Consider the following 13,104-nt stretch of genomic DNA (forward strand, 5'->3'; position numbering starts at 1 on the left):
TTTGCGCAGGAAGAAAGTGAATAAGGATGAAGAATGAAGAGGGGATTAATCATTTGCAGGATGTCGAGGAGGTTCGATGTCCTGTTTTTTGTTTTGGTGGGGGATTCCTCCCTTACGCCTTATGTAGCATTTAGACAAAAAGGGAGGTTTATAGAAAAATTCTACAACGGCCATCATCGTGTTATGTTACCTCTAGTATTATTAGGGACAGGTTAATTATCCCACCCATAGATCTATATTTAGATACTCTTTGTTTTTTTTAAAATCAGTGTTGGGATGATGTACCTATCCCTTTGGCCCACATTGCAGGCGTAGTGGCGATGAAGAAGTATAAGCACGATTAGAGAAGCGGGTTTATATGGAGAGTGACTGGGTGAGGCGGGGTGTGGTTGAAAAAGCAGCTGATTTTTTCCACTGGTCTCGAACCAACTTCAACAGTTTATTTGTAAATCGGGTGATCCTTACTAATTCTTTAGTAGGAAAAGGCTGCAGCTCATCTTTGGATTATTTCTAATAATTAGTCCCATTGTCGTGAAAAAGTCAAAAGAGTTTGACACGAAATTTATTGATCGGTTACACTATAAATGTAAAAAAGATTTTACATATGAGTGGTGGTTGAATGGAGAATAACATTAAAGAGCTTCGTAAGAAAATGAATTTATCCCAGAAGGAACTTGCAAAGTCTTGTTCTGTTTCCCGTCAGACAATTAATGCCATTGAGAACAACAAGTATGACCCGACGCTTCAGCTAGCTTTTCAGCTAGCTTCCATTCTGGAAACGCCACTGGAACAATTATTTCGTTACGAAGAAAAAATCTCTAGAACATCAGATTGAGGAGTGAGTACTGTGCAGTTTTTTATTCAAGTACTTGTGATTGCCCTTTGGGTTGCATCCATCGGATGGATAACCGGTAAGAAGGAATATCCAGTAGGACCAAACGATGATGAGCGTAAGAAGATGATTAAGGATCGATCCATGATTCAGAGTTGGCTTACCTTGCTACTTTTCTTGTTAACGAATTTTCTCTTTGATCGTTTTAATATTAACGAGGATGTGCCTAGCTTAAGTTCAGCGAATCTGGAATTGTTTTATCTTATTGTTGCACTAATATCTTATTTCATCTTTTATTTGATTAACTCACGTAAACTAAGCGCTTAATACTTTTTGTTAAGTATTTCACATATAAGTAAAAGCGAAGACATATTCAATAGCTCAGTCGCCAAACTTAGTTAAGAATATGCAAAATCTTACCCCCTAAAGTAAGATGAAGAACATCCCAGGACATTTTGTTCTGGGGTGTTTTTTTTAGAAAAGCAAGATGGAACTAGGTAATTATTCCTGTTTATCTAGCTAGTTTATACAATGCCGGCGATTAAAGACCTACATATATATTATCTAAACTAGTGTTTTAGAACCGAATTCAATTGTATTGGATGAAAATGTAGAAATACACAAAAATATCCAGTAAGATGATGTCTGTGCTTAAATTTAGAATAAAAAGTAAAAAACAAATGCGACGGAGGGAGAGCAACATGATTAACTGGCTAAAGAACAACAACTATTCTACTTACTATTTATTCTCACTTACATTCATCGTTTGTATTGGGACGATTTTATTCTCTGTACTGTCAGAGATGGGTGGGGAAGAAATTAACGCGTTAAAAGCGTTAATCAAACGAGATGGTCCAAAAGCTTATGCATTGGTAGGGGTGATCATTGCGTTTGGGTTTCTTTTTACGTTAATCCAGATATTCTTTAGCAGTGTTCTGTTGCATGCAGTCGCTAGGTTTATTTTCCGTATTCCAATCCAATTTAAGTTATTTAATCGAGTCTTTTTGATTTTTATTCTATTTCTGTCACTGAGTGTTTTTTGGCAAAACACACTTTACTACAACAATTACGAAGTCTTTCTAATTGCGACTAATCCTCTTATTCTAGCGGGAATGGTTGTTCTCTTCATCCTGCTTAGAGGGGTAGTTAATATAAATCAGGTTAAACCTCTTCTCTTCACGTTATTTTGTTATATCAATTTTGTTATTTTCACTTCAATTACTTTAGGGGGAATTTAGAGATGGGAAACGCACTAAATTTGCAGAGTATTAACAAAAAGGACATGCTAGGAACTATTGCATTATTTGCAACTATGATTGCGATTGCGGTTAGTGCACAAATGGGCATAGCATTTGATATCCATAAAGTTGTACCTACAATATCTGGAGCTGCGGCTTTAGTAGGTCTTAAAAAAGCTTATTCAGCTTATAAAGCTGGTAAGGGAGCTAAAAAAGCGATTGCAGTTATCTTCGGTTGGAATGTGATTGGTCTTCTGGTAAGTCTTATTGGCGACTGGGCTATTGGATATCTTCTTGAGAATCACATTGAAAAATTAGCAAGCTATTAATATGTAAATTCTAATACGTGAAGAGAAGGGTTTAGCATAGATGTACATACCGATTTACCCATTGAAATGAGTTGAATTAAAGGTGAAATATTCAATCAATGTCTTGCTCTTGCAAAACATTATGAAAACAATGTATAACCAGCTTTTATATAGTAGTAGCAGAGCAGGAGTAGATTCGAGCGTCACGAAGAAGGCTCTTCAAACGCTACATACATATACTAAAATTACCTTAATCGTGATCTATTTATTCTGGTTCATTCTTGCTTTTTTGTTTCAGGTTTTTTTCCATTACGTTGACTTATTGCCTGAGCAGATGAATTTAGTCATTCTTCTATTTGGGATTCTAGGGTTATGCTTTTTCCTCGGATACACTGTGAATGAAGACTTTAGAACATACGCGATAACGAATACTTTTTCTACTAACATGAAGAAAAAGCTTATACTTACCAATGAATATTTGAGTGCCATCTTAATAGGAGGATTTATTGTGATCATGGCTGCTCCTTTTTTGGTCGGTCAGATCCTTCTAAATGGGTTAGCCGGATTGATGTTTATGGCACAGTTCTTACTTTGTCTTTTGGTTGCAGGGTATTTCATTGGATTTCTTAAATTTGGCATCTATACTTTACAGAACAGTTACACAAAGAGAAATCGAAAGATAGTATCGGAAGGTATATATTTGATCATAGCTATGATGATATTTCATAATCGAGAAGTGCTATTTAAAGGGTTCTACTTCTTTATTCAAATGTTATTACAGGGGAGTCTATCGAAGTGGATCATGGGCATATCTCCTAAAAACATCGATCTTTATCATGATCAAATCAGCTTTTTTACAGCGTCACTGATTGCTGTAATCATACTATTTAGTGTGATAGTGTCCTATAAATTAGTAGAAGTTCTATTAAAAACGAAGACTACAAACCATACGGATAAACGACACAGGCTTCCGCCTGGTATTTATTTGGATCAGTTCAGGCAAAAAGGTATCATGAATATGAACTTTTTGATTGCCTTTATTGGAACACTATTATTACTTATGTATCTATTAATAAATGGATGGAATGCAGTTGGGGCAGTGATGCTCAGTGCTTATTTACTTGTGAACTTAATGGTAAGTGATAAACAAGTGAACCTCGTTCTTTTGTATAAACGGCATCAAAGCTCTGTAAAAAACACTGTTTACCATTACTCCATCTACCCAACTATCCAGTATTTCATTATCTATGCCATTCTTTTCGTTTCATTAGAATCGGCATTGAATCATGTCTTATTTCTAATTGGTGGGATTCTATTCATTATCAGTTCGATCTTTGTCTACATTTCTAGCATTTTTCAACTTGAATACTGGATTGATTCAGTACTTCTAAGCAAAGTAGCTAGGGTAAACATTCTTATTTTTATAGGGATCACGATAGGTTTGGAATTTCTTTTCTATTTATCTGGATTGGATCATTATTTACTTCTTTTATGTGTTCCGATCATCGCAGCTCTCGTTATGCATTATGTAGGGCTATTGAATTTTAAGAAAATACGAGGTTTTTTATATGAGAGAACACACAACGACAACGCCCATTTATAATCGATGTTCCACGAGGCTAATCTTCAGCTACTTCGTCATAGTAGGGCTTGTCTACGTAAGTGTCTTTCTTACCGACATTCAACTTGAGCTTCTCCCAACTCAGGAGTTAATCAAACATGTGAACTGGTATGAAATCTTTATACAAAATATTTCTTCTGCTTTCTTTATTATCTTTCTTGGTGTATTAAGTTTTGGGACGGTTTCATCCGTCGTTGTCCTGTATAACTTGTATCTTCTTTCTTTAGCCGTCTATTTTGCATATTTGCACAGCGGATCAATAACCTATACCCTCCTTGTGATATTGACGCATGGCATTGTTGAGATTATAGCCATCGTTCTGAGTTTTTATTTATCAACAATAAGTCTAAGGCTACTTATTAATAAGCTTTATCAAAAACAAATTTTCTACATTCAAAGCTTAAGACAAGTCATGTCGTATCTTGTTTTTATTGTAGGATTGTTTTTATTAGCTGCCATGCTTGAAGCTTATCTAACGCCTGTAGTCGTAAGTCTGATTCTGGAGTGAGTGGAATGATTACTATGAAAGAAATTAAGAAAGCCTACGAATCCGAGGTTTTAAAGGGAGTTGAGTTTTCACTGGGGCGAGAAAAGGTCTACTGTTTGCTCGGAAGAAATGGGTCAGGGAAAACAACGCTAATGAAGGTAATGGCTGGTATTCTCGAATACGATAGTGGCGCCATTCAACTAGATGGAGAACAGAGACTTGAAGAGGTCTTTCATTATGTATCAGAGCACCCGGTATTTTTGGAATATTTATCTGGGTTCGAAAACCTGAAATTCGTTATGAGACTTCACCGATTATCTCTCTCAGAAAAAGAGTTAAGAAGTTTTGTAGATCAGCAGGGGATTTCGGGATTTGCGGATGATCTTGTTGTGAACTATTCGCAGGGCATGAAACATCAGCTTGCATTAGCAATTGCATTTCTCATTGAGCCAGAGGTACTCCTTCTTGATGAACCACTTGTATCACTTGATCCCATTAACATTGTTGAAATGCATAAACGTCTTAAAGACTATGCGCAGAAGGGTAAGATCGTCTTTATCTCAACCCATATGCTTCCTATCGCACATAAAATAGGAGATGTCATTCTTCTATTAAAAGATGGCCAAGTAAATCAGGTGAATAACGAATTTACGGAAGAAGAACTTGAAACATTCGTTTTAAATGAAATCTGAAGGAGGAAGACAATAATGAAGAAATTATTAGTATCAGCCTTTACTCTAGTGATGATTGTGGCATTTATCAGTCCTCAAACCATTTATGCAGGAGCAGGAGAGTGGGATAAGGCAGGGTCGTCAAGCTTCACTTCAAAGAGTAAAATAATTTTATCTGGAGGTGGAAGTTTCGAAGCATGTATGGTGGGAGGGACTGGCATCCATGAGGTTACTTTAATGGAAGAAGACCAAACGAACTCTGATGATACGATTGGTTACGCACTTCTATCCCCTGGAACATGCAAAGTGTGGTCTGGGCTTTCAGATGAAGTAGATGGTGATAACGGCAAAGCAGAATTTTATTTGTCCAAATCAAGTCCAGAGAAGATCACGGTCAAATTTCGAGATTAAGCCTCTTATGACGAATTATTAGACGAGTTTATTCTTATTATCTCACACATCGAAACGAAGGAAACTGGACGTAGCAGGGACCGACCTTTCCTTCCTCGGCACAACGGATCTTTCAGTCAATATGAATTACAAAGAAGAGGGACCGAAGCATCCTGAAGTTCAGAAGGTTAAAAGCGGGTGCCAGGCACCCGCAAACTCGCGACGACTAACGTATAAAAGATCCAAGGGGGATCTAATGAGGAAATCACTTAATCCCATATAGGTGGGTCATAAGTGTTTATTATTTGTGATGGGCGAAACTAGATTGGACGCTGTGGAGCAGTTGTTATGATGATCCGTGATGTTCTATCTGTACCCGTCTTTTTGATATTGGCGCTGATAACGTATAGTGCCATGTGGATTTATTTGCGTAGGAAGAAAGTGAATAAGGATGAAGAATGAAGTGGAGAGTAAACTTTTGCAGGATGTCGAGGGAGGTTCGATGTCCTGTTTTGTTTTGGCTGAATATTCTTCCCCTACGGATTATGTAGCATTTAGAGAAAAAGGGAGGTTTATAGAGAATTTTTACAACGGTTGTCATCGTGTCGTGTTACCTCTAGTATCATTAGGGAAAGGTTAATTGTCCCACCCATAGATTTATATTTCCACACTTTTTAGTTTTTTAAATAGGTGCTGGGACGGTGTACCTGTCCCTTTGGCCTATTATGGGTGAAAGGAAAGCATCTACGAAGATGATGTAATGAAAATAGTGAAAGTATAGTTTTGTGCCCCGGTCCATTCAGTTGGAGCGGGGTTTTGAATTTTATCCCATATAGTAAACATTGCTGAAGGAATAGGTCTTTTGCTGCAGAATTTTAATTGCATAATTGTTTATTTGATTAGGGATGATGTAGATGTCTTCTATTAATAAAAGAATAATATCTAGAGAAGAATTTATTACTTTTAGAGACTAATTGATAAGAGAAAAAATGTCAGTATTAAGCACTTCTTAAAAGAGGACATTGGAATTTCTCTAAAGATAGAGTCATTAAAGTACCGTTTGGATATCAAGCGAGTACTGGAACGTAGTGAAATATCATCAAAAGAACGAAAGATTTATGAACGAGGAAATGTTGGAATTATCTCATGGAAAAGTAATGGATTTCAATACCGTTATTCTCACAGTGCCATTGATAATCGAGAGGGTGACTACCCACAAAACGGTATTCACCAAAACTCACCTTTTGCTTCTAATCATGTATTTCTTAGAAAGTCTAGAGAATATAAGACAATTGAAGTGCCAATTAGAGGAACAGAAATATTTGTAGACAGATATATCCGTGGCAAAAATTCTAGAGTGTTTTTTCGAAGAAAACAGATATATATAATTGTTTAAATAGGGAAATATACTTATATACAGATCGATATCCTTGCCCAAGTTGTTTATAAGTAGTAGCCCAATTCATGGAAAGATTCTCAACTATTCAATTGAAGATTTTTCATGACGATAAAAAGATGGAAGGGGCTGTTTTATAATGGAGCATAAAGAGTATGTGAAAGAGTTACGAGAAATAACGAAAATCCTTTATAATAAATTTTGTTCTAAGGATAATTTAGAAGTGGATACTGCTGTGGCAAGAACACTCTATGAGTTTGAAGATGATCTTGACGAAGAGTTAGCCAAATATATCATTTATAACGAATTGTATTGTTTAACCAAAAATAAGGATTCGAAAAGCAAGGAACAATTAAGTGATGTAATTGAAAAAGTGTCCTCGATGATTGATAGTAAGTATAGTAATTTTATTGAAATAATTAATACAAATGGATAGACGCAGGGGAGTAGGAGCTTCTCTACGTCTTTTTAATTTGATTTTCTACTCTCTCTGCTTATTTAGTTTTTTCCTTACTTATACTTTAAATCCCATCCGGAAATAGTAATAGAATTTTCACGAGTTTCTGGAACAAAGGGGTAGGTTGCTTATTCACCCATAGATTTGCAAGCAATGACATTTGAACTAACCTTCCAGTTGTTTCACTCATATTTATAAATGAAGCTATTATGATTTGCTGCTTTTTTTTGTTTTAATAGATAATAATTATGATATTCATATTTATGATAAGTAGAGTAAGGGCATAAAATGAATGTCTTAAAGGGCTAAAGTTTTTTATAGGAATCAGAAGGCCACATCCAAAGTAGAAAATGTTATAATTATCCTGCAATATAATTTATTAGGGGGTAATTTAGTGGGTGAAATCGTTTTAGAAAAAGAATTAGGATTTGACTTTGGCACCAAATTTTTAACGGCAGAAGCTGCATATTTTTTAGGGTTACTTACTGCTGATGAAAAAGAGGAGTTAGGTGACGGTGTTTATTGGTCTGCTCCAATCCGTCACAACCCTAAACAGGCAACATATTCAGAAATTGAGGATCATTTTAGCTACGTAAAATCTATGGCAATGTCTATTAATAAATCCGATATGGTATTTACAACAGATTTCCTAAAACGTGAAGGTTTGAAGTTGAAAAAATATAATGCCGGAAAAAATGGAATTGTTACTTTATTTAAAGAAACAAATCCAAATTACAATTTTGATCAATTCATAGACGATGTCTCGAATCCATTATTAGAGGCTTCAGAAGATATTCAGAAAGCTTTTATTATTGGAGTTTTCGATGGCAGAAGTTCTTATGATGGTTCAAGTTTTATAGCTGTTGATTACCATAATGAGTCTCAACGGAATCTTGTAGAAGCAATTTTGAGAAAGCTAGGTATTGAATATAATATTAATGAAGGACCAAATTCTCGAGATCGAGACAATAGGGCTTCTACACCAAGAAAAAAGCAAATTAGGCCTAGGCATATACAGTTTTTGTCTGAAATCGGTCTCATTTCTCCGCTAAGATTTCGAAAGTCAACTACTAAAGTTGATTCTTCAAAATATAATAAACATCTATCTAATTCACCTCTACCAGGAATAAAATATATTGGTGAAACGGGAAAACTATTTTAAAGCGAGGAAATCTAAATGCCTGAGAATATTATCTACTATGGACCTCCGGGTACTGGCAAAACACATCTTTTACAACAGTTGAGAGATAAATATACCGATTATAGAATAAGCGATGACGAAATTAGATTAGCATACACTACTACTTCTAGGGATTGGGTCTTGATCACTTTGCTCATCTTGCAAAGTAATACTACACTTAGTAATACTGAAATTGCCTCTAGAATTCGGGAACTTAATGTTCCTGGCTTTACCAATACTCCATCAAGCATATTAAATTCTCATTCTGTTTCACTAAACCCAATATTTGAAGGTTCCGAACCTCAAATCTTTAAAGAACAAGATGGGAAGTGGTTTGTTCAAGTAGATAAGTTATTAAAACACGACTCTACTTTTTTCGATTCTTATTTAAGTAACGGTTCTATTGATGAGCGTTATAACTTTGTTACTTTTCATCAGTCATTTACTTATGAGGATTTTGTTGAAGGGATTAGACCTAAGATCAAAAATAACCATTTAGATGATCAAAGTAATGGAGATATCGAGTATGAAATACAACCCGGACTTTTCAAAGAACTATGTAATAAAGCGGAAGAGAACAAATTTAAAGAGTACGCAATCTTTATTGATGAGATAAATAGAGGTAATATCTCTGAAATATTAGGTGAATTAATAAGTCTAATCGAAGTCGATAAAAGACTCGATATGCCTTTTCAATTAAAAACAAAACTCCCATATTCTAAAGATAACTTTGGAGTCCCTAGTAATTTGTCAATCTACGGGACAATGAATACCGCTGACCGTAGTATCTCCATGATTGATGTTGCTCTAAGAAGAAGATTTGAATTTGTTCCTATGAGTACAAATATTGAAATTCTAAAAGAAATTCATAGAGAAAATAAAATTGATTCTCACGATGTAGATGGTATAGATATCGTGGCACTTTTAAAGAAAATTAACGATAGAATTGAAATACTCTTAAATGAAAATTATGTTATAGGTCATGCTTATTTTTCATTAGTGAAAAATGCTGATGATGTAATATCTGTAATTATACGAAAAGTTATCCCTCTATTAGAAGAGTATTTCTTTGATGATTTAGAAAAAGTTCAGTTAGTATTTGCCGACATAGATGAAAACGGAGATCTAAATCCAAATGCAATATATAAACATGAAACTTTAGATGCACTAGATCTATTTGCATTTAATGCAGAGATGAATATAGAAAATAAAAAGAGATATTATTTTGATAATAATTCAATATCTATCGATTCTATTAAGAAGATATATATGTAAGAACTAAGGAGAAAATATGAATGTTATACAAATTCTTGAGCACAAAACAATAAGAGTTGGAAGTGTTTTTAAGAAAGAGATAAATCAAATTTCTAAAGAGGATGCTTCTTATTTACGAGATTTAGAACTAAAACAAAATAAATCTATATTCAAATGGGGGTATAATACCCTTTCTCCCCAGCAATGGGTTGGAATTATACGTGTTCCCGGCGGTACAATTGAAATACTTCCAAAAGTCTCTAATGAAGATAATATGGATACAATCAGAGAAATATTAGTACAAATGTTACATACTGTTCATAATATACCTGTTAGAAAAAATGTTGTAGCTAATTTAAATTATGGCGAAAAAGGTTTTTTAGAGTTATTGATCTCTTTATTTTTATTAGAAATTAATAAACAAATGCATTATGGAATGTATTATTCTTATGAGAAGACGAAGAGAAATTTAAATACTATTAAGGGAGCAATTGATTACACAGAGAATTTAAGGATTAACACCGTTCTGAAAAATAAATTTGTATGTAAATATTCAATCTTTACAATCAATAATCATTTTAACAAAATAATTAAATTCACTCTAAAGTTCCTCCTTAGAATATCTTCATCAAACAAAAATAAATCCAACATTAGAAGAATATTAATCGAATTTAAAAACGTTGATTTTAAAAATATTACAAATAAGGATTTTAGAAACATTGTGTTTCAGCGGAATAATTTAAGGTTTAAAGATACTATAAACTACTGTGATTTATTTTTAAGTAATAAAACGCTCAATTTGCAAACCGGAGAAGCAATTGTGAATTTAATGCTTTTCGATATGAACATCCTTTTTGAAAGATATATCTCAAAGATGTATCAAATGGCTCTTGGTAAGAAAAGTGTATCTAGTCAACCTAGAAACACATATATGATTTCTTCGCCTAAAACAAACTTTAAAAAAATAGAGTTAAAACCTGACCTTATTCTGTTTCATACTAATAAAAAAATCGTTTTGGATACTAAGTGGAAGATTATAAATGGTTTCTCTGAAGAAAGAGATATTTATCAAGTGAATGCTTATTTGGATTGTAAGCCTTTATTGGATGAAGGTGTTTTGTTGTATCCTAAATCCACAAAAAATGATAAAATTGTTGGTGACTATCAGATTAAAAGAACCAGTGGTGATGGAGTTTTGAAAATTAGAACAATCGACTTATCAAAAACTCTTCAAAAAGAAGTATTTACTGAACATCTAAAAAAACTCTTAATTTAAATTAAAGAAGTGGGTGGTTAAGATAAAACAACATATAAATATATACAACCAAAACTGCCTAGAAGCAATGGAACAGATCGAAGACCAAAGTATTGATTTAATTCTTACTGATCCTCCATATAATTTAGGTAATTTTATGAGGGGCCGTCAAACCAACTTGAAGAAAATGAGGACCAACTTCTTTGGTGATGCGGGATGGGATGATTTATCATTCGATGATTGGGCTGATAGTATGGACAGTTTCTTTTATCAAGCTAACCGAATATTAAAAGAAAAAGGGGCAATGATTGTCCTTATGTCTCTTTTAAGAGTTGAAACGATGGTAAGATTAGCTGAAAAGAACAATTTTTATTATAAAACTACTGGCGTTTGGCATAAAAAAAATCCAATGCCTAGAAACATGCATTTACACTATATTAATTCTACAGAGGGATGGTTATACGTCATTAATAAGGGGCGAACCGGTACTTTTAATAACAATGGGAAAGCATTACATGACTTTATTGAAACTTCTGTAGCCCCTGCAGGTGAAAAAAAATATGGGGGACACCCCACTCAAAAACCAGAAGTATTATTTGAACATTTTGTTAAAACACTTACAAATGAAAATGATGTCGTCATGGATCCTTTTATGGGAAGCGGTACTGCAGGAGTGGTCTGTAAGAGAAATAAACGAAATTTCATTGGGATTGAAATTGACAAGAATTACGTTGATGTTGCTCAGAAAAGACTACAAGATGTTGAAGATGATTCATATCAATTAAAATTCTTCAGTTCTCACCAGGAGGTGAGATAATTGCCCAACGTAGTAGATTTGTTTTCAGGGGTAGGGGGTATGTCCCTAGGATTCAGTCAAGCCGGGTTTAACATTTTAACAGCTAATGAATTAGATGAAAGTATTTCTAAAGCATACGAAGCTAATCATCCTACCGTGAGAATGATAAACGAAGATATCACAAATTTGGATATCAAATCGATCTTTTCAAATATTAAAGGAAATGTAGACGTTGTAATTGGCGGGCCACCTTGTCAAGGCTTCTCTCAAAAAGGAACTAGACGTATTTTGGATGATGAAAGAAATTTTTTATTTAGATACTTTTTTCAGGTTGTAGAGTATTTAAAACCAAATTACTTCGTGATGGAAAATGTACCCAATTTACTTACTGCAAATAACGGATCATTTAAAAATGATATATATGAGCAATTTCAAGCAATAGGTTATAAAATAGATTCAGGAATTTTAAACGCGTACGATTATGGCGTTCCTCAACTAAGAAAAAGGGCTTTTGTAATAGGGAGTCTAGGAAGGCCGGTCTCTATACCTTTAAGCTTTTCTGAAAAAATTTCAATATGGGATGCTTTATCTGATTTAGCATTCTTGGAATCTGGTGAAGGTTCTGAAATACAAAATTATCGATATGGCCCAAATAATAATTATCAAAAACTTCTTCGAGCTAATTCGCACAAACTTTATAATCATGTCGCAACAAAACATTCAAACCTTGCAATCGAAAGATTAAAAATGATTCCCCCTGAAAAAGGGAAAGAGTCATTACCACCTGAACATATAACAAAATCAATTTATAGTGGTACATGGTCTAGGATGGTTAAATCTGATCCTTCTGTTACCATTACTACTAGATTTGATACACCATCATCAGGGAAATTTACGCACCCATATCTAAACAGAGCTATCACTGTTAGAGAAGCTGCTAGAATTCAATCCTTCCCAGATGATTTTATTTTTTACGGAACAAAATCCTCTCAAATGAAACAGGTTGGCAATGCTGTACCCCCTATATTGGCTAAAAGTATTGCTGAAAATATCAGACTGGATATGAAAAACAAAATTACCGCAGGAAAATAATATATGGAATTAATAAAAACCTTGGAGATACTGTATCTCCAAGGTTTTTTTAAAAAATAGTTGGAAATAAAGGTAATGTGCACCGTTGTCATAAAAGTAGGGCGAAGTATAAATTTATTGGTAATTT

Annotated in this window: 14 protein-coding genes; all 14 read left to right on the plus strand. The window is 34.1% G+C overall.

The window, feature by feature from the left end; all coding sequences use genetic code 11:
* Positions 1-619: 619 nt before the first annotated feature.
* The 14 genes from AC0VYH_RS06440 (at position 620) to AC0VYH_RS06505 (ending at position 12,977) form a co-directional block, all read left to right on the plus strand.
* Complete coding sequence (locus tag AC0VYH_RS06440) at positions 620-835, plus strand: helix-turn-helix transcriptional regulator (RefSeq protein ID WP_475373475.1); 216 nt, start codon at positions 620-622, stop codon at positions 833-835.
* 12 nt (positions 836-847) lie between these two features.
* Positions 848-1,159: a hypothetical protein gene (locus tag AC0VYH_RS06445; protein ID WP_475373476.1), complete on the plus strand. Its 312-nt coding sequence runs from the start codon at positions 848-850 to the stop codon at positions 1,157-1,159.
* A 374-nt stretch (positions 1,160-1,533) separates the two neighbouring features.
* Positions 1,534-2,070 carry a hypothetical protein gene (locus AC0VYH_RS06450; RefSeq protein WP_475373477.1) on the plus strand — a complete coding sequence of 179 codons (537 nt, stop codon included), beginning with the start codon at positions 1,534-1,536 and terminating at the stop codon, positions 2,068-2,070.
* Between the two features lie 2 nt (positions 2,071-2,072).
* Entirely contained in the window at positions 2,073-2,399 is a 327-nt protein-coding gene (locus AC0VYH_RS06455; RefSeq protein ID WP_475373478.1) for a hypothetical protein, read from the plus strand.
* Positions 2,400-2,481: 82 nt separating this feature from the next.
* The gene (locus tag AC0VYH_RS06460; RefSeq protein ID WP_475373479.1) at positions 2,482-3,981 is read left to right on the plus strand and encodes a hypothetical protein; all 1,500 of its coding nucleotides are present in this window, start codon (positions 2,482-2,484) and stop codon (positions 3,979-3,981) included.
* A complete protein-coding gene (locus AC0VYH_RS06465) occupies positions 3,947-4,507 on the plus strand; it encodes a stage II sporulation protein M (RefSeq protein ID WP_475373480.1) in 561 nt (186 codons plus the stop codon). Before AC0VYH_RS06460 ends, AC0VYH_RS06465 begins: the two co-directional genes overlap by 35 nt.
* A gap of 5 nt (positions 4,508-4,512) precedes the next feature.
* Entirely contained in the window at positions 4,513-5,178 is a 666-nt protein-coding gene (locus AC0VYH_RS06470) for an ABC transporter ATP-binding protein (protein WP_475373481.1), read from the plus strand.
* 15 nt (positions 5,179-5,193) lie between these two features.
* On the plus strand, positions 5,194-5,568 hold the full coding sequence (locus tag AC0VYH_RS06475) for a hypothetical protein (RefSeq protein WP_475373482.1): 375 nt from the start codon (positions 5,194-5,196) through the stop codon (positions 5,566-5,568).
* A 1,514-nt stretch (positions 5,569-7,082) separates the two neighbouring features.
* Positions 7,083-7,379, plus strand: coding sequence for a hypothetical protein (locus AC0VYH_RS06480; RefSeq protein WP_475373483.1), 297 nt, complete (start codon positions 7,083-7,085; stop codon positions 7,377-7,379).
* A gap of 415 nt (positions 7,380-7,794) precedes the next feature.
* Positions 7,795-8,562, plus strand: a complete 768-nt coding sequence (locus AC0VYH_RS06485; protein ID WP_475373484.1) for a hypothetical protein — start codon at positions 7,795-7,797, stop codon at positions 8,560-8,562.
* 15 nt (positions 8,563-8,577) lie between these two features.
* Complete coding sequence (locus AC0VYH_RS06490; protein WP_475373485.1) at positions 8,578-9,855, plus strand: AAA family ATPase; 1,278 nt, start codon at positions 8,578-8,580, stop codon at positions 9,853-9,855.
* A gap of 16 nt (positions 9,856-9,871) precedes the next feature.
* Positions 9,872-11,110 (plus strand): McrC family protein, encoded by a 1,239-nt coding sequence (locus AC0VYH_RS06495; protein ID WP_475373486.1) that lies wholly within the window; start codon positions 9,872-9,874, stop codon positions 11,108-11,110.
* A 67-nt stretch (positions 11,111-11,177) separates the two neighbouring features.
* Positions 11,178-11,906 carry a DNA-methyltransferase gene (locus AC0VYH_RS06500; protein WP_475373487.1) on the plus strand — a complete coding sequence of 243 codons (729 nt, stop codon included), beginning with the start codon at positions 11,178-11,180 and terminating at the stop codon, positions 11,904-11,906.
* The gene (locus AC0VYH_RS06505; RefSeq protein WP_475373488.1) at positions 11,907-12,977 is read left to right on the plus strand and encodes a DNA cytosine methyltransferase; all 1,071 of its coding nucleotides are present in this window, start codon (positions 11,907-11,909) and stop codon (positions 12,975-12,977) included.
* Positions 12,978-13,104 lie beyond the last annotated feature (127 nt).

This window comes from Anaerobacillus sp. QJM3NY_32 (assembly GCF_056173645.1).